Below are 17,573 nucleotides of genomic sequence, written 5' to 3'. Positions count from 1 at the left end.
GTCTCCGGTTTCAGGTCTGGCAGGAAGCGTTAAGATGCGGACGTGTCTCCGCGAGGTCTTCGAAATGGTGATAGGTCAGGGTCAGAGAGATCACGCCCGGGATCTGGTGCAGATCCATGATCGTCTCGGAGGCCAACTTTTCGGGCGTGTCCTCGACCACGACGACAACACGGCCATCTTCGGCAGTGGCATGGATTTCGACACCGTCAAACCCTAGCATCGCCTCCTGGGCGGTTTGCGCGACGTCGGGAGCGACATGGACAAGGCATCCGCAGATGTTCATTGCAAGCTCTCCTGGGGGAGTGTTTCGTGGCGCTTAAATCGGATTGTATTTGCTGGACACGCGCTGGCGCAGGCGCCGCAACCGGTACAGGCTTGTTGGTCAACGGCGGGCTCCGACCGTCCCCCAAGCAACAGTTTGAACCCAATCGCGTTGCTGTCGCAGGCGTCCTGACACACACGGCAGGTCACGCCATTCATCGAAAGACATCCTGCTGTGACATGGGCCCGCCACGGCCAATCACTCAGGTTTTCGGGTTTCAAAGCACCGGTCGTACAGGCCTCAGCGCAGGCGCCGCAGAACGTGCAGGGTGAGGCATCAAGGCTGACAACAGGCCAGCCCTGCCGATCAAAGGTGATGATGTGTTCGGGGCAAGCCGAGACGCAATCATTGCACTGGACGCACAACTCAAAAAAGTGATCCTGATCCGCGCCGGGCGGAATGATTGCTGTCCGGTCTTCGCGCAGCGGAGCGCCACGCAGAAAGGCACGGCGGCTGGCTAGCTTATTCATAGGCTTGCGGTCCGCTGTTGATCTCGAGACTTACCAAACTCTTTATCGAACTGTCGCAGGCCAAAAATTGACCTATGTCATGTTCAATTTGATTAATTCTTGATCGTTCTTAAAACTTTGCACATTTCACGCATAAGAAGAAGAGAATTTGTTCCTACCCCCGTTTTTCACCGATGCATCTCAATCCGGGCCAATCATCGAGTCTCTTCGATAGACGCCTCTGTTCAGATTGTTTGAAAGTCCGCAACGGCACATTGAGCCAAGTGTGTATTTTCAAAACCCCGCCTTGGTTTTCTTTTCACAATTCAAAGTTGATACCGGCCTCTGCGGTCAAAATATTGAACCTCTCGGTTTCTGGGTGAAGCAAGGAGAATTGAAAAATTGAGTTGGCTGAGCGATAAGAAAAACATGCAGAAAACACCTGCCACTCACAGCTATGATGCGTTTCGGCTGCCTGGGGAATTCACAAGATTTCTAGCAAAATTTGTGCATAGGTAAGAAGCTAGGCGAAAAGACCCGCTGCTTGCAAACTACCGAACACTCGTAGCAGCCGCCGATTGGTCTTTTGTCAGTTTTTAAGCGTTGGAGCAGGCGCGAGCATGGCGGCACAAAGCGCCGCATCTGGCGCAATATACCTATAGGGGTCTACGAGGAAACGCTTGAAGTGAGGGCGGTGGAGGTCACGATGAGCAATGTGGCCTCCTCTCGGTAGCATCCTGCGGATGTACCTGCGGGTCAATGGATGCCCCCATGTTGCCGAAGTTGATTGATCAAATCCCGGCCGATCAGACCATCGGATCCATGACTATCAAAACCATGCGCCACCCTGCCGCATGACCGGCTGTCGCACATCCCTTAACGCCAAATCGGTCACACCTATCTGAGTTTCAAGCAAGACTTCTACAGGTGAAAAATGGACGCGCTTCTGCTGTCCCGCATTCAATTTGGGGCAAACATATCTTTCCACATCCTCTTCCCGACGATCACGATCGCATTGGGGTGGGTGCTGCTGTTTTTCAAACTGCGCTTCAACGCAACTAAAGACACCAAATGGATGGATGCCTACCGCTTTTGGGTGAAGGTTTTCGCCCTGTCCTTTGCGATGGGTGTGGTCTCGGGCATCACCATGTCGTTTCAGTTTGGCACAAATTGGCCCGGCTTTATGGAGACCGTGGGCAATATCGCCGGGCCGTTGCTGGCTTATGAGATCCTGACGGCTTTCTTCCTCGAGGCAGTTTTCCTGGGAATCATGCTGTTCGGCTTTTCACGCGTGCCCAACTGGCTGCACACAACCGCGACTTTCCTCGTGGCGTTCGGAACGACTATGTCTGCATTCTGGATTTTGGTCCTGAACAGCTGGATGCACACCCCTGCCGGGTTCGAAATGCGGGACGGCGTTGCCTTTGCAACCGATTGGTCGGCAATTATCTTCAACCCATCAATGCCGTATCGACTGGCCCACATGCTGCTGGCCAGCGGGTTGACGGTGGCATTCTTGGTGCTTGGCTTCTCGGCCTTCCGCTGGCTGCTCGGAGATCGTGGGCAGGACGTGCGGGCAACCTTCAAAACCGGCGCCTGGCTGGGCGCGTTGTTGATCCCGGTGCAGATTTTCATGGGCGACATGCACGGGCTGAACACGCTTGAATACCAACCCCAAAAGGTCGCCGCGATGGAGGGCAATTGGGAGACCAAATCAAACGTACCGCTGGTGCTGTTTGCCATTCCCGACGAAACCGTGCGTGAGAACCAATATCAGGTCAGCATCCCCAACCTCGCTTCGATCATTCTGACGCATAAGGCAGAGGGTGTGGTGCCAGGCCTGAATGATTTTGTCGCCGCGGACGGCACCGTGCTGCACCCGCCCGTTGCGCCTGTCTTCTGGTCGTTCCGCATCATGGTTGGTACCGGTATGGTCATGCTGCTGCTCAGCTGGGCGACACTGCTGTTCATGCGGCGCGGTCCTGCGGGAGTACCAAAACTCGTGCAAATTGCATTGGTCCCGATGGCCTTTTCGGGTTGGGTCGCAACGCTGGCCGGGTGGTACACAACCGAGATTGGCCGTCAGCCGTGGCTGGTTCATGGTGTGCTGACAACTGAACAAGCCGTGGCTGATGTCCCCGCGCCGATGGTGGGAACGACACTGGCAGCCTACCTGCTGATCTACGCCCTGCTTCTGACCGCCTATATCGGTGTTCTGTTCTATTTGGCGCGGAAGGCGGCGCAGGGCGACCAACCCTCCCGCCCAGATCCGAAATACCCCAAAGCAGTTCCAGCGGAGTAAAGAACCATGACCTATTTTGGTGATCCGACACAGTGGCTGCCCCTGACCTTTGCGGCGCTTATGGGGCTCTCAATCCTTGTCTACGTGGTTCTGGACGGCTTTGATCTGGGCGTTGGGATCCTTTTCCCTTTTGCCGATGAGGCCGAAAAGGACCGAATGGTTGCCTCGATCGGGCCGTTCTGGGACGCGAACGAGACGTGGTTGGTGCTTGCCATCGGCATCCTTCTGGTGGCCTTCCCAACCGCACATGGGGTTATCCTGACCTCGCTGTATTTGCCGGTGGCGATCATGCTGATTGGCCTGATCCTGCGCGGTGTCGCGTTCGAATTCCGGGTCAAAGCCCCGGCGCATCACAAACGCAGCTGGAACATGGCGTTCTTTGCCGGTTCGGTGATGACGGCGTTGGCGCAGGGCTTCATGCTGGGCAAATACATCATGGGGCTGGACAGCACGTTCGGCACCTGGATTTTCGCCGCCATCACTGCCGTGTTTCTGGCCGTCGGCTATTCGTTCATCGGGGCCTGCTGGGTCATTCTCAAAACCGACGGGGTGCTGCAGCAAAAAGCCGTTGACTGGGCCAAAGGTGGCATCTGGGGGCTGATCATCGGCATCAGTTCGGTGTCACTGGCGACCCCTTGGGTCAGCCCGCGCATTTTTGACAAATGGTTCACCTTCCCCGAGTTCTTCCTGCTGCTGCCTCTGCCCCTCATGTCGGGCATTCTGATCGCTTTGCTATGGTATGCTTTGCGTCACTTGCCAACCCGCAACGACAGTTGGGCCTGGTTTCCCTTCGCGGCGTCCATCGTTCTGTTCACACTGGCGTTTTTCGGGATGGCCTACAGCTTCTATCCCTATGTGGTGCCCGAGCAACTGACGATTTACGAAGCCGCAAGCGCTCCGGAAAGCCTGTTCATCATTCTGATAGGGACGGTCTTTGTTCTGCCGGTGATCGCCGGATACACGGTGATGGCTTACACGATCTTTCGGGGCAAGGCGACTGAGTTGCGATACGACTGAGCCGCGACAATCTTTGAATGGCCTGTGGACCTGGAAAACGGGTTTTTTCGCAAAGTCTGGAGCGGCCGAAATCATCCATTTCTTAGACCCGAACCTCAAGAAACTCGAGCAACTGGTTGTGTTATGATCCAAAACTCTTGGAAATACGACAACAGGCCAATCTCAAAACCATTTAAAAACAAATATTAAGCCGAAATCTGTCGTGGCTGTTCAGACTTCGAGCTCCAGCTGCAACTCATCTCGCAACCCGCGGAAAATATATTCTTGGCACTCTCAGCCGTTCGGCGCGGGGTTATCGTTGGGCGGTACTTTGGCACATCTGATTTCTAAGGGTACGATTTATGGTTCCGACCGTCTCTTCAGTGTCTCTCGGATCTAGGTGTTCGAACACCCCGGTGCGAAGCTGCAAATCTTCCATCGCGTGTTCAACCACGGGCCGTGGAACCTCGTTCAGGCACGGACGCGCACCGGTCTTGATGTTTGGCAACTCTCGTAGGATCGTGCGGCACATGATCCCGGGCACAAACGGACCGTGACCTTCTTCGGCGATCAGCCTCCACTTGCGGATTACGCCTCGTCCGTTGCATTTGCCAGAAACACTCACCTCCATGCCCCCACAGTCGCTCCCGAAGGGGTAGAGCGCTTGCGAAAGCATGTAGAGTGAAAAATAGGCCCATTCTGGTAATTCGAGCCACGCGTGTTGCCTGAGCTGCGCCATAAGACGGAGAGCCCCGTTCATCACCGGCAGTTCAAGGCCAGCGCGGAAGGTTACGGTCCGAGCGCCAGTCAGGTCTGGAAGAAGCGCTATGTCGGGAACGTTGACGCTGTATCCAGCGCGGATCATACCCGGCTCCAGTTCATACAGTTTGCGATCCGTCCATCCGATGGCCGTCCGCCAGGCACCATCACGCCATTGTTGATATGGACGCCCGACGCCGCTCACGATGCTCTTGATAACGGACATGCCACGCGGTGCCCGGTTGCCGGGTAGGATTGCAATGTCGATCGTGTCAACGTCTTCTAGACCTTTGATCAGGTCTGCGACGATACACGAGGACAGGCCGGGCACGCTGGACGCGCCTGATAACACAAAAACACCGGCCTCCTTGGCATCGGAGTTCAAGGCTGCGATGCCTTGTGTGAAGGTCGCGCTATCCGACAGGTCAAGATAGTGGCAGCGATTGGCGACACAAAGCTTTGGGATTGTATAGGGGTCGCCGCGGTAGTTCTGGAACGGTCCTGCGGCATCAATAACCACGTCCGGTTTCTGATCAAACAGCGCCTCGGGTGCTGCGCTGACATCCAGTTTTAAGGTCTGCGCATTCAGGTCCTGAGCCAGAGCGCGGCCCTTTTCGGGATGCCGTCCCACCAGCCAGAGCTGATGTCCGTCTCGCGCCAGCAAGCGGGCGGTCAGAGATCCGAAAACGCCGTATCCCCCTATGATCACGACCTTCATGACCTGATGCTCCGGATTATTTCCGCATCGCGAAAGGTGGCATCTTGCCAGATCAACGCGCCAAACAACGGATGTGACAGTTCCAGGGTGAATCGGAAATATCCGCCACCAAGCTCTTCGTGGCCGACCACCAGACGCCCTGGGCATACCCATCGCGGAAAAGACAGCCGTCTTTGCCTCAGTTTCAGAAAATACCGGTCACTGACGAAGTAGAGGCCGGTCCGTGTGCTTTTGAGTCTGAGCGAGATGCCGATCCCAAAGCCGATATATTCCTCCAACCCGGTTGGTCCGGCAAAGCGTTTGGAACTGCCAACCATCTGCGGAAACCCTTTGGCCCGGCCATATTGCCGGATCCAAAATTGACCGTCCGTTGCCGCATCTTCTATGACGGTCACCACGGCGGAGCGACCGACTGAGGTGCGATCGAAAGGCAGCGGTGCACCGATAACTCGCAGGACAATGGCCAAAGCGCATCCAACGAAGTTCATCTGCATGTGGTTCACGCGCCCCTGATAGGCAAGGCTGGCATCACCCAGCAACCGTTTGCTGAATCTGCGCCGGATTGCTTTGGGCAAACGGGTCCATGCCGCAGCCCCCAGTAGGTTTTTGAACCGGTCGTCCTGGTCGCAGGCTGTATTGAATTGCGGTTGAATTGGTTCTGTTCCAAGCTCGGTCGAGGTTTCGTTCATTTCGAGCATTCTGTAATTTCCGTCATAAGAGAAATTTAGGGTCAAATTTTTTAGCGGCTCTTTTTGCCTCCGGTAAGGCTGAGCAGGGAAACAACCTTGGTTCCCATTTTCATCAACATCATCAGCTTCGGACGGGGCACTGTCAGCATGTCGCGGAACCATGTGTCGGCCGTTGTTAGGAACTCTTGCATATCCTGCATCCGCTGCAGCGTGATTGGGTCCAACCCGCTTTCGGTTTCAGCTTGGGCAACGCATGCGCGCAGAGCCTGTGTTGCGGGATCAATCTCGCGCTCTTTGCGCCCCTGAGCGATACGGATTCCCATCTCCCAAACATCTACCTCGGCCTCGTAATGCTCGCGCCGATCCCCCGGTACAGGAACGCGACGGATGAGCCGCCAGCTCACCAATTCCTTTAGAGAGTTGGACACATTGGATCGGGCAATGCCCAGAGATTCGGCAATCTGTTCCGCGTTAAGGGGTCGGGAGCTGAGGTACAAAAGCGCGTGTATTTGTGCCACCGAACGATTGACACCCCACTGGTTCCCCATGTCGCCCCAATACAGGATGAACTGGTTTGCAGCATTTGATTTCGTCATGTCGATAGTTTCTGTCATGACAGAAATATCAGGCATAAAGCACTGAAAAGCAAGAGCACGATTGGAATTTCAAACAACAAAGCTATACGGAGTGGGAGCTGAAGCGTCAAAAATGAGATAAAATACTGGCTGAAAACGGTTTTTCGCGAGCGCTTTGATTTGGGCCGTCCGCTTGATTTCAACGATAACTTTACATACGCCCAGATCGGTGCATTGCCCTTTTCGGCTTTACGTCAAGTCGCGCGCAAAAAGAAAGCGTAATAAGGGGATAAGTTGGGGGGTCGGAAAGAGGGTTTTTTAGAATAAGCTGAGAACAGAAACACTGCCACCTGTTCTCCGATTGGAGAGCTTACGCGTATTCAAAATTTTTGAGTGCGGATAGTGCTTGCAAATTTCGGCGTGCCCGCAGCATTGGTTTTCACTTGAAGTGTTAGATTCGGGCCGTGAGCAACGGCTTGGTGACACGCATCTGGTGAAAGCTCAACCCTTGGTGACGTGGCTATGGTCATTGACTACGTCGGCAGAATACAGTGCGTCAATGGAATGAACTGAGGAACATGCCGATGAAAATGCTCACCATAGTTGCATTGATTTCCACGCTTGCCACAAGCGCTTTTGCCCATTCGAAAGTGGACACCACCACACCCGAAGACGGCGCGACAGTTACTGAGGTGCCCTCTGAGATCAGCTTTAATTTCACGGATGATATTCGCCTGACAAAGGTTAACATGATCCATCAGGATGCGCATACCATCACACTCGACTTGGGAGACCAGACAAGTTTTAGCCGCGCGTTCGCGCTCCCGCTTCAAGGCATGGGTGAAGGCATCTATCGAATTGAATGGCGGGGCTTGGGTGTGGACGGGCACGTCATGCAGGGTGAATTCACATTTACAGTGGACTGAGTATGCCCGATATCTGGGGTATAGGCGCAATACTGTCCAAGCTAATACTCTATGTCGGTATTGGCGGTTCGACTGGGCTTTTGATCACTCAGATTGCTTTCACCGACCTTGTGTCGCTTCTCAGCGATAGGATGCGTCTTCAGGTTGCGCTGTTGGCGGTGCTTGCGCTTGTTGCCTCTGTCCTTGGCTTCATGCTGCGCGGCGCTGCCCTGACGGGCGGAGCCGATGGGATGACCGATCCTGAAATGCTCGGTCTGTTGTGGCAGACCTCGGTTGGCGACGTTCTCGTTCTTCGGATCACTGGGGCCATACTAATCATTGCCGGAGTGTTTATTCCCTTTGTCGGGCAATGGATCGCACTCTTTGGGGGATTGCTCGCTCTGTGGTCCTTTGCGCAGATTGGGCATATTCCTGAACTGGAACCAATAGGTGTTCGCTTGCTCTTGCTCTTGCACCTTTTAGGGGTCGCGTTTTGGATCGGCATCCTTGGACCGTTGCGCGCCCTGTCGACACGGCCAGAATATCTGAGCAACGCAGCAAAGTTGGGCCATCGGTTTGGGCAGATGGCTTCGGTTATTGTCCCTGCTATGATTTTGGCAGGGCTAATAATGGCTTGGATGTTGTTGGGCGATGTGAGGGCGCTGACGACTACCGGGTACGGGCAAACCCTTCTGATCAAAACCGCACTTTTAGGCGTGGTCCTGACGTTGGCAGCCGCAAACAAACTCCGCTTCGTTCCAGCTATGCAAGCAGGGGACGATAAGGCGGCGCGTCATCTGGCGCGCTCGATTGAAATCGAAACTACGGTCATACTGATGGTGCTTGTCGCCACCGCGACGCTCACCAGCGTTCTGACCCTACCGAATTGAGGCATTCTATGAAAAGGCGAGACTTCCTGTTCACAACATGCGCGGCGGCACTGGCACCGCGCATCGCTCTTGCATCAGCGCCCTTTGAACTGGTCGCACAGCCGGTCAATGCGCAAATTCTGCCCGAAGGTGATCCGGCTACTCCGATGCTTGGCTTTAATGGCAGTACGCCCGGTCCGGTGCTTCGCGCCCGTCAGGGTGATACATTTGATATTCGGTTCCTGAACCAGATTGGTGAAGGCTCGGCGGTGCATTGGCACGGGCTGCGCATCGAAAATGCGATGGATGGCGTGCCGGGGATGACCCAAGACGTTGTCGAGAAGGGTGCTGAGTTCGAATACAGCTTTCGAGCACCCGATGCTGGCACGTTCTGGTATCACTCCCACAACCGATCCTGGGAACAGGTCGCCAGAGGTCTCTACGGGCCGCTGATCGTTGAGGAGCTAACCCCACCCGATGTGGATCACGATCTTATTGTTATGATTGACGACTGGCGCATCACCGAAGACGGAGCGCTTGTCGACGGCTTTGAGAACAGGCACGACCAGGCGCATCAAGGGCGGTTGGGTAACTATGCCCGCGCGCTTGTCGAACCGAGTACGCCGGTCCGGCTCGGTGATCGCGTGCGCTTGCGGTTGATCAATGTCGCAACAGACCGGATATTTCCAATTGAGCTTGAAGGCATCGACGGCAAAATCGTTGCGTTCGACGGCATGCCACTGCCGGACCCGCAAGAGGTTTCGAACCTTATTCTCTCACCGGCTCAACGCTTAGATATCATTGCTGACGTAAAATCAGCTGATCACATCGCCTTTGTTTTCCCAACGCGCGACGATCCTTACCTGTTGGGTGAAATTCCGGTTGAAGGGGTAAACAGCACGCGGCAACAGTCCGCGATTCCCACACTGCCACCAAACGAGCGGAAGGAGCCAGATCTGGACAATGCGGTGGACCTGTCGCTCACCATGCAAGGCGGGGCGATGAGCCGTCCGGTAAGCACGCAAACTGACATTTGGGCGTTCAACGGACAATCTGGCCTGTCGGATACGCCGCTCCACAAGTTTGAACGTGGCCAAACGGCGCGCATAAGTCTGGTGAATGACACCCGTTTCCCGCATGGCATCCATCTGCACGGGCATCATTTCTTTGAAGTCGGGGTGGACAGTAGCTTAGGTGCTTTCCGGGATACGGTGCTGATCAATCCTGGTGAGACGCGCGAAATCGTTTGCGTGTTCGACAATCCCGGTAAATGGCTGTTGCACTGTCACATGCTGGGGCATCAGGCGGCTGGCATGAAAACATGGGTGGAAGTCGTATGAAACGCATGCTGGTAGTGGCTCTATGTGGCGTTGCGAGCGAGGCAATTGCCAGCCACGAAATGGAAGACCGAGATTTGACTAAAGGGCGTGTTCTTTACGGCGAACACTGCGCGTCCTGCCATGGCATCAATCTGGAAGGACAGCCAAATTGGCAGACTCCTGATGACAATGGTGTTCTGCCTGCACCACCGCATGATGAGACAGGGCACACTTGGCACCATGATAATCAGCTTCTTTTTGAGTACACACGACTTGGTGGCGAAGCAGCGTTAGCCGTACGTGGGGTCACTAGCTTTGCAAGCGGCATGCCGGGATTTAGTGATGAACTCACCGAAAATGAGATTTGGGATATTCTGGCTTATATCAGGTCAACTTGGCCCGACCGCGTTCAGGAAATGCAAGCGAGTCGCAATCCGCCGCACAATTGAGGAAAACGGTCTTCTCCGCGCTTTGTGGGGGTAGGGTCAGGCCCCCTTGCTGCCAAGACGCACAGGGCAACGCCTTCATTTTGAAGGGTTCCGTCACTCAAAATTCGGTTCCAACGGATTGTCTTGGTCTCTGGCCAGAGCTTGCGATTTATCGCCTCAAGACTTTGAAGACGGCTTGTTTGTCCAGAAATCAAGCAACGTTTTCGCTATCTCGGTCTGGTGGTGGGCATAGACCACTACGTCGAGCTTTTCCTGACCCAATTGGTTGCGTAGGGATATCAACTCGCCGCTTTCAATTTCCTTGTGCACCATGCTGAACGGCAGCCAACCAATACCGAGACCGTTCAGGATCATTTCCTTTGCTCCACTCGAGAAAGCCGTCTGGCAAACGGGGTTTTTACTGAAATCGGCGGTTCCGAACGGAAGTTTGCTCTTGTTCAATGCCTCACCAAAGTAGCTGTTTTCGGGATAGACGATCGCCGGCGTATCCAAAGGCACGTCACCGTTTCCGCGCACTGCGTACCGCAATCCGCCACCGATGACCGGAATGAGGTAGTCGTGACCCCAAGTGCCGCGACAAATGCCTGCTCCGAACGGCATTGGGGCGACGGTTTGCGCCTCGTAACATAGCAGCATGTTGGTATCGCCGCGCAGGAACAGAGTGACACAATCGTTCAGATTGGCCGTTCTAAGACGAAACCGGAGCCCCTTGAACGCGGCACGTGCACGCAATGCCATATCGGGGAAAGTGGAGACGACCGATGCGTGGGTCGCGGCGATCGTCACAATCGAAACGGTGGGGCCATGTTGCGCAATTTTTGTGCGCAGGTCATTTAATCTGGCGATCAAAGAGCGGATTTCGGCTTCATTCGAGGCCAGTGCGGGACTGATCTCGACCCGGTTCGATTTGCGATCGAGAACTTCAATCCCCAGCCACTCCTCAAAGCTGCGAATACGCCTTGAGAACGCGGGTTGCGTGATGTTTCTGCGGGCCGCGGCCCGTGTCATGTTCCGCTCTTCAAGAAGGGCCAGAACATCGTCAAACCACAGCATATTCATCCACACCTCCATAACACCCAAAGAAAATGTATGGGCAGCCTGCGAAATATGCACTGTTTTTATTCTTTTTCTTTTGAAACTGTTTGGCTGTAGGCAAAAGCAGGGAGAGTGTGGTGGCTGAGACAATTCAGATGACCGGCGGTGACGCGATGGTCGCGCCGGAGATGGTTTTGAGCTTGTGCAAGGAGCTATCGCTGACGCTGGCGAGATTTCCCCGGGTATCGCTTGGTCATCTTCCTACGCCTTTGGAGCCGATGGATCGCCTGAGTGAGGTTTTGGGTGGTCCGCGTTTATGGGTCAAACGGGATGATTGCACCGGCCTCTCGTCGGGTGGGAACAAGACTCGTAAGCTGGAATTTCTGATGGCTGACGCTGTCCAGAAAGGTGCAGATACCATCATCACGCAGGGGGCGACGCAATCTAATCACGCGCGTCAAACAGCAGCGGCGGCTGCAAAACTTGGCCTTGCGTGCCATATACTTCTTGAGGATCGTACGGGTTCCAATGATCCGAACTATATTCTGAATGGAAATGTCCTGTTGGATCGTTTGCATGGCGCCAGCGTCTCCAAGCGTCCCGGTGGTGCGGACATGAATGCCGAGATGGAAGCCTGCGCCGCGCAGATGAAGACAGAAGGCAAAACCCCCTACATCATTCCCGGCGGTGGATCGAACCCGATCGGGGCTTTGGGCTACGTGAATTGCGCGCGCGAGTTATGCGAACAGGCCGCCCATGCCGGCTTAAAAATCGACGCGCTGGTCCATGCGACCGGCAGCTCCGGCACGCAAGCCGGATTGGTCGCCGGTCTTGCCGCACTGGAAAGCGACATTCACCTTTTGGGCATCGGCGTGCGGGCCCCAAAAGACAAACAGGAAGGCATGGTCCATGATCTGGCTGTGCGCACTGTCGAGTATATGGAGACGGGCACGCCCATTGCGCGAGAAAATGTACGTGCAAATTGCGACTACGTCGGTGCAGGATATGGTCTTCCGACCAAAGGGATGATTGACGCGCTCAAGCTGTTGGCTCGAACCGAAGGGCTTTTGTTCGACCCGGTCTATTCGGGTAAAGGGTTGGATGGGCTCATTGACCAAACCCGCAAAGGCTATTTCGACGGCATGGACAATGTCGTCTTTCTGCACACCGGCGGAAGCGCAGCCCTGTTTGGCTATCCCGAAACTTTCGAACTTCCTGGCTACGTGGCCTGAAAATAAACAACAAACCAACAAGGAGATATCAAATGAAACTAAAAAAATACTTGATCAGCGCGGCTTTGGTTTCAGCTCTCGGCGCGCCACTCGCCGCTGAAGAGGTTAAGATCGGCGTTCCCACTTGGACTGGAGCGCAGGCTATTGCCCATGTCTTGGGTGAGATCGTGACCACCCGCATTGGCGGCACGGTGGAGTATGTGCCCGGTAACAACGCCACGATTTTTCAAGCGATGGATCAGGGTAAGGGTGATATCGATGTGCACCCTGATGTATGGCTGCCTAATCAGGAGGCCTTCACAAAGCAATATGTTGATGGTGCTGGCACCGTAACGTTGTCATCGAACCCCTATCAGGGCAATCAGGGTTTCTGCGTCTCCAAAGACTTTGCCGCAGAGATGAATATCACCGACATCGCGGATCTTGGACGCCCCGATGTGGCGGCTGCGATGGACAGCGATGGCAATGGCAAGGGTGAGATGTGGATCGGTGCACCCGGCTGGGCTTCGGCCAATGTGAACGAGGTGAAGGTGCGCGACTATGGCCTGTTGGACTTCATAGATCCGATCCGCGCCGAAGAAGCTGTGAAGACCGCGCGCATCAAGGACAGTATCGCCAAAAAAGAAGGATATGCCTTCTACTGCTATGAGCCGCATGCCGTCTGGTACATGTTTGACGTGGTGATGCTGACCGAACCGACTTACGATCCTGAAAAATACGTCATGGTGCAGCCCTCCGACGATCCTGACTGGTATAACAAGTCGATGGTAGCCAGTAAGGACGCTCTGAAGGAAGTTCAGATCGCCTGGTCCAACTCGCTTGGGGATCGCTCGCCGGCGATTGCGGAATTCTTCGCGAACTTCTCTCTGACAGCCGATGACGTGAGCTCGCTTGCGTTTGAGATCAGCGCCAATGGGCGCGATGCTGAGGAAGTTGCGGCCGAATGGGTTAACGCCAATTCCGAGCGCGTAGATGCGATGCTGGGTCTCTGAAACAGACCAAAAAACAACGGGCAGCACCTAGCGGTGCTGCCCCACTTAAAGGCACGCACGGGTGGGCGGATGAGCGACGAGACTGTAATCGAAATTTCCAATATCTGGAAAATCTTCGGGGCAAAACCAGAGGCCGCTCTGGAAGCCATTCGTGCGCGGGGGCTGACCAAGGCTGAAGTCCTTGCTGAATTCAACGCGGTGGTGGGCGTGGCCGATGTCAGCCTCAACGTCAATCGCGGTGAGATCTTCTGTATCATGGGCCTATCAGGGAGCGGCAAATCCACACTCGTGCGCCATTTCAATCGCCTGCTCGAACCGACGGCGGGCAAGATCGAGATCGAGGGCACGGACGTCATGGCGCTCGGCACAAAGGACCTCCAGGCTTTCCGCAACCGGAAAATCGGGATGGTGTTCCAGAATTTTGCTCTGATGCCCCACCGTTCGGTCCTCGACAACGTGGCAATGCCGCTGGAAATCCGACAGGTCGCCAAGAACGAGCGTATGCGGCAGGCGGCCGCCATTCTCGACATTGTCGAATTGGGAGCGTGGGGGTCGAAATTCGCTCACGAACTCTCTGGCGGCATGCAACAACGTGTGGGGCTTGCCCGTGCGCTCGCGGCCAACCCTGATGTTCTGTTGATGGATGAGCCATTTTCCGCACTTGATCCTCTGATCCGACGGCAGTTGCAGGACGAGTTCATCCGGCTGTCCAAGATCCTCAAGAAAACAACGATCTTCATCACCCACGACCTGGATGAGGCCGTCCGCATCGGGGACCGGATTGCGATCATGCGTGACGGCAAGATGGTGCAGATCGGCTCGGCTGAGGACATTGTGATGCATCCCGCTGATGACTACGTCGCTGATTTCGTGGCCGGTATATCGCGCCTTAAGGTGGTGCATGCTCATGCGGCGATGCAGCCCTTGGAAAGCTACCTCGCCACGCACGGCCCACTGCCGGCTGACATCGACCGGGTGGACCACAACGAGACACTTTCTGCTTTAATTACACGAGCCATCGACGACGAACGGCCGGTTCTGGTGTCCGAAGGTGGCGAGGACAGAGGTGTCATCACTCGCGCAGATCTGTTGCGCACCGTGATTGAAGGGACGGAAATGTCATGAGCGAAGATCTTGGTGTGAACCCCCTTGAAGACACAGAAAGCGAAGCCGCGCAGGCCTATGCCGAGGAACGCCGCGAGAATATCCGCACCTTTGTGCGCACAAGCCCCGACTACTACATCCGCAATTTCGACAAGATCGGGGCTTCCGCACGCTTTACAGCGACCTTCAATGTGATGGCCGGGCTCTTTGGTCCGATCTGGTTCGGCGCACGCGGGCTTTGGTCATGGGCATTGGCGTTTCTTGTCGTCGAGGCGATCGGCTTTGTGCAGATCGCGCGGGGCCTGTTCGGAGATCTGGGAGCAGACGCGCTAGCCCGTGTGACCTCGATCGAAGGTACCCTCGATTTGCGCTACCAGCAGCTTGCGGCAGCTCAAGAGAGCGGCTCGGATCGAGCCGCGGCCATTCAACGCCAGATCGAAGGGCTGGAAGCCAATATAGAAGGCTTCCGCGCTGAGGCAGAGTTGCTTGCCGCGCAAGGCCCATCGATTGCTCTGACCGGTGTTGTCATCTTGCTTGTCGCCAAGCTCATCCAGGCTGTGGCCGCCAACTGGGCACTGGAGGCCCGGTTCTCTGACTGGCTCTCAGACCGCACCATTCGCTCCGGCATGCCGGTCAGCCAGATAGTCTTCAGCGCAGGTTTTATGATCCTGCTGGTCGCGACTGCAATGGTCCACTATAGTTTCCCGGGCCGTTTTTCATTTCTTAGCGAATTCCCGACAGATAACTCAATTCGCCTGGCCAGTATTGACAGCGTAGAAGCATTTATCGCCTGGTGCGTCGCCAACAGTGTGGCATTCTTTGACGGGCTCACCGCGGCCATTCGCTGGTTGCTGGATGCCATGGAGGTTGCGTTGGTTCAGACCCCTTGGATCGTGGTGGCCGCGCTGATCGTTCTGTTGACATGGCTCACGGCTGGTTTGCGCATGGCTATATGGTCTGGCGCCTTTCTGGCCTATATGGGCCTTCTCGGCTTTTGGGAAAAAGCTATGACCACTTTGGCGCTTCTCGGCACAGCGGCGCTGCTTTCCATCGTGATTGGCATTCCTTTGGGCATGTTCTCTGCGCGTCGACCGCGGTTCTACGCCTTCATCCAGCCAATCATGGATTTCATGCAGACCATGCCTGCCTTTGTCTTCATGGTGCCTGTGATTGCCTTTTTCGGGGTTGGCAAGCCAGCGGCAGTCATCGTCACCATGATCTTCGGCGGGACACCCGTGGTACGCCTTACAGTTTTGGGCCTGCGCGGTGTTCCTGAGAGCGTACGTGAAGCCGCGATCAGTTTTGGCGCCAACAAGTGGTACCTTCTCACTAAGGTCGATCTGCCGCTCGCCAGCCCCTCCATTCGCGCGGGTATCAACCAGACAATCATGCTGTCGCTGGCCATGGTAGTGGTGGCCTCGCTTATCGGCGCGAAAGGGCTGGGTGAAGACGTTCTCGAGGCGCTGCAATACGCCAATGTGGGTCAGGGTATTCTCGCGGGTTTTGCCATTCTCTTCTGCGCGATGATCCTTGATCGGATCGTTCAAGGTCAGCGAAAGTGACCCCCCTTGTCCTTGTTCATGGTTTCATGGGGGGCAGCGCACAATGGGATGGGTGTCGAGATACCCTGCAGCGGCATGCAGATGTGATTGCGGTCGACCTGCCCGGGTTCGGAGCAAATGCCCATCTACTGCCAATTAACAGTATTGACGGATATGCAGATTGGGTGGTCCAGCACCTCCGCGGCCTTGGCGTCGAGAAATATCATCTGCTGGGTCACTCCATGGGCGGCATGATCGCTCAGGAAATTGCTTTGCGAGATAGTGAAAGGATTAACCGCCTTGTCCTTTACGCAACCGGCGCGGTTGGTATTTTGCCGGGGCGGTTCGAGACCATTGAGCAAAGTAAAAAGCGCGCCGCGGAAGACGGCGCGGCGGCCACCGCGCGTCGGATCGCAGCAACTTGGTTTTTGGATCGCGAAGCTGCACTCGGATATGAACACTGCGCCGCGATTGCCGCTCAAGCCAAGCTGCCGGCCCTGGAGGCCGGTCTAGACGCGATGCAAGCTTGGTCAGGGGAACAGAACCTGTCCCAAATCCAACCGGAAACTCTCGTCCTTTGGGGCGATCGAGATCGGACATATCCGTGGAGCCAAATTCATAAACTGTGGGAAGCGATCCCCAGTACATCGCTTGCAGTCGTACCGGCCTGCGCCCACGCGCTTCATGCGGAGAAATCTGATCTTTTTCAACGCCTTATATCCAACTTTTTGGATCACTGAAGTATGCATACGACTTTGACTATTGTAGGGCCGCAGCCGCCGCCAGCTTTGTCCGTGATCCGGAAGTTCGTCGCCGGGTCGATTTAGCGATCGCAGCGATTTTCCGGTGTGGTCAGCCACGCCGCAGGGAATGCCGGAATCGATGAACGGCTGGAACCGGCCGCCAGTTTAAAGTTACGACTTGAACTAGCAACGCTTCAGGCTGGAGGATGTAACTTTGGTTGGCGGAAAGGTGAGTTCATTGGCCAAAAGGCAAAGTATCTCAATATTTGACAAGAAACTTTTTTGGCCGGAGTGAGAGGATACGAACCTCCGACCCCTGCCTCCTGAAGGCGAGTTCTCGGGATGAAGTAAACAAAATAAGGGCTTTGAATGCCAGCCATTGCACTTCGGTGGCAGATAGCGTTGCGATAACGTTGCGGTTTCATTGCGAGCAAACCCGGCCTCTGTCGTATGTTGGTAAGCTCTTGTTTTTCAGTAAGTCATCCAGCACCTTATGCTCAGTGCTAGTTTGTTCTCTGTTATATTGCCCAGATCCAGCCCACTTATGCACGGTGAAGAGCTCTGCCATCGGTCA

The 17,573-nt window shown here is 55.3% G+C and carries 17 protein-coding genes and 1 pseudogene; 12 read left to right on the top strand and 6 right to left on the bottom strand.

Annotation, left to right across the window (positions count from 1 at the left end):
* Window positions 1–10: 10 nt before the first annotated feature.
* Together ACRZ95_RS15845 and napF are read right to left on the bottom strand one after the other, a co-directional pair.
* Window positions 11–283: a chaperone NapD gene (locus ACRZ95_RS15845; RefSeq protein ID WP_170641165.1), complete on the bottom strand. Its 273-nt coding sequence runs from the start codon at window positions 281–283 to the stop codon at window positions 11–13.
* Entirely contained in the window at window positions 280–792 is a 513-nt protein-coding gene (gene napF / locus ACRZ95_RS15840) for a ferredoxin-type protein NapF (protein WP_170679793.1), read from the bottom strand. Before napF ends, ACRZ95_RS15845 begins: the two co-directional genes overlap by 4 nt.
* A 583-nt stretch (window positions 793–1,375) precedes the next feature.
* On the opposite strand from napF, the pseudogene ACRZ95_RS15835 reads away from it, so the two are divergent.
* The 3 genes and pseudogenes from ACRZ95_RS15835 to ACRZ95_RS15825 all read left to right on the top strand — a co-directional run.
* Window positions 1,376–1,599: pseudogene (locus ACRZ95_RS15835) on the top strand (hypothetical protein); the annotation flags it as partial.
* A gap of 106 nt (window positions 1,600–1,705) precedes the next feature.
* Complete coding sequence (locus tag ACRZ95_RS15830) at window positions 1,706–3,073, top strand: cytochrome ubiquinol oxidase subunit I (RefSeq protein ID WP_170679794.1); 1,368 nt, start codon at window positions 1,706–1,708, stop codon at window positions 3,071–3,073.
* A 6-nt stretch (window positions 3,074–3,079) separates the two neighbouring features.
* Window positions 3,080–4,090, top strand: coding sequence for a cytochrome d ubiquinol oxidase subunit II (locus ACRZ95_RS15825; RefSeq protein ID WP_170679796.1), 1,011 nt, complete (start codon window positions 3,080–3,082; stop codon window positions 4,088–4,090).
* 292 nt (window positions 4,091–4,382) lie between these two features.
* Here ACRZ95_RS15825 and ACRZ95_RS15820 read toward each other — a convergent pair whose 3' ends face one another.
* From ACRZ95_RS15820 to ACRZ95_RS15810, 3 genes are read right to left on the bottom strand one after another with little or no spacing between them, the layout of a single operon-like run.
* Window positions 4,383–5,546, bottom strand: coding sequence for a saccharopine dehydrogenase NADP-binding domain-containing protein (locus ACRZ95_RS15820; RefSeq protein WP_170679798.1), 1,164 nt, complete (start codon window positions 5,544–5,546; stop codon window positions 4,383–4,385).
* On the bottom strand, window positions 5,543–6,244 hold the full coding sequence (locus ACRZ95_RS15815) for a DUF4166 domain-containing protein (protein WP_480555197.1): 702 nt from the start codon (window positions 6,242–6,244) through the stop codon (window positions 5,543–5,545). Before ACRZ95_RS15815 ends, ACRZ95_RS15820 begins: the two co-directional genes overlap by 4 nt.
* A 41-nt stretch (window positions 6,245–6,285) precedes the next feature.
* Window positions 6,286–6,849 (bottom strand): MarR family transcriptional regulator, encoded by a 564-nt coding sequence (locus ACRZ95_RS15810; protein ID WP_170679799.1) that lies wholly within the window; start codon window positions 6,847–6,849, stop codon window positions 6,286–6,288.
* 545 nt (window positions 6,850–7,394) lie between these two features.
* Between ACRZ95_RS15810 and ACRZ95_RS15805 the strand changes: the two genes are divergently transcribed.
* Genes ACRZ95_RS15805 through ACRZ95_RS15790 form a run of 4 tightly spaced genes read left to right on the top strand, consistent with a single transcriptional unit; the run spans window position 7,395 to window position 10,352 of the window.
* Window positions 7,395–7,736 (top strand): copper resistance CopC family protein, encoded by a 342-nt coding sequence (locus ACRZ95_RS15805; RefSeq protein WP_170679801.1) that lies wholly within the window; start codon window positions 7,395–7,397, stop codon window positions 7,734–7,736.
* 2 nt (window positions 7,737–7,738) lie between these two features.
* Window positions 7,739–8,605 carry a CopD family protein gene (locus tag ACRZ95_RS15800; RefSeq protein ID WP_170679802.1) on the top strand — a complete coding sequence of 289 codons (867 nt, stop codon included), beginning with the start codon at window positions 7,739–7,741 and terminating at the stop codon, window positions 8,603–8,605.
* Between the two features lie 8 nt (window positions 8,606–8,613).
* Window positions 8,614–9,924: a multicopper oxidase family protein gene (locus ACRZ95_RS15795; RefSeq protein ID WP_170679804.1), complete on the top strand. Its 1,311-nt coding sequence runs from the start codon at window positions 8,614–8,616 to the stop codon at window positions 9,922–9,924.
* Window positions 9,921–10,352, top strand: a complete 432-nt coding sequence (locus ACRZ95_RS15790; protein WP_170679808.1) for a cytochrome c — start codon at window positions 9,921–9,923, stop codon at window positions 10,350–10,352. The genes ACRZ95_RS15795 and ACRZ95_RS15790 overlap by 4 nt, the downstream gene beginning before the upstream one ends.
* A gap of 156 nt (window positions 10,353–10,508) precedes the next feature.
* Here ACRZ95_RS15790 and ACRZ95_RS15785 read toward each other — a convergent pair whose 3' ends face one another.
* Complete coding sequence (locus ACRZ95_RS15785; RefSeq protein WP_170679809.1) at window positions 10,509–11,411, bottom strand: LysR family transcriptional regulator; 903 nt, start codon at window positions 11,409–11,411, stop codon at window positions 10,509–10,511.
* A gap of 194 nt (window positions 11,412–11,605) precedes the next feature.
* Between ACRZ95_RS15785 and cuyA the strand changes: the two genes are divergently transcribed.
* From cuyA to ACRZ95_RS15760, 5 genes are all read left to right on the top strand, one after another.
* Window positions 11,606–12,619 carry a D-cysteate sulfo-lyase gene (gene cuyA / locus ACRZ95_RS15780; protein WP_480555218.1) on the top strand — a complete coding sequence of 338 codons (1,014 nt, stop codon included), beginning with the start codon at window positions 11,606–11,608 and terminating at the stop codon, window positions 12,617–12,619.
* Window positions 12,620–12,651: 32 nt separating this feature from the next.
* Window positions 12,652–13,611: an ABC transporter substrate-binding protein gene (locus ACRZ95_RS15775; protein WP_170377011.1), complete on the top strand. Its 960-nt coding sequence runs from the start codon at window positions 12,652–12,654 to the stop codon at window positions 13,609–13,611.
* Window positions 13,612–13,680: 69 nt separating this feature from the next.
* A complete protein-coding gene (locus ACRZ95_RS15770; RefSeq protein WP_170679811.1) occupies window positions 13,681–14,736 on the top strand; it encodes a betaine/proline/choline family ABC transporter ATP-binding protein in 1,056 nt (351 codons plus the stop codon).
* Complete coding sequence (locus ACRZ95_RS15765) at window positions 14,733–16,277, top strand: ABC transporter permease subunit (RefSeq protein ID WP_170679812.1); 1,545 nt, start codon at window positions 14,733–14,735, stop codon at window positions 16,275–16,277. Before ACRZ95_RS15770 ends, ACRZ95_RS15765 begins: the two co-directional genes overlap by 4 nt.
* Window positions 16,274–16,996 (top strand): alpha/beta fold hydrolase, encoded by a 723-nt coding sequence (locus ACRZ95_RS15760; protein WP_170679814.1) that lies wholly within the window; start codon window positions 16,274–16,276, stop codon window positions 16,994–16,996. Before ACRZ95_RS15765 ends, ACRZ95_RS15760 begins: the two co-directional genes overlap by 4 nt.
* The last annotated feature ends 577 nt before the right edge of the window (window positions 16,997–17,573 follow it).

It is taken from the genome of Ruegeria sp. AI3, from assembly GCF_056541245.1.
Note: the sequence above shows the minus strand (reverse complement) of the source record. Positions and strands in the feature narration are given on the sequence as shown.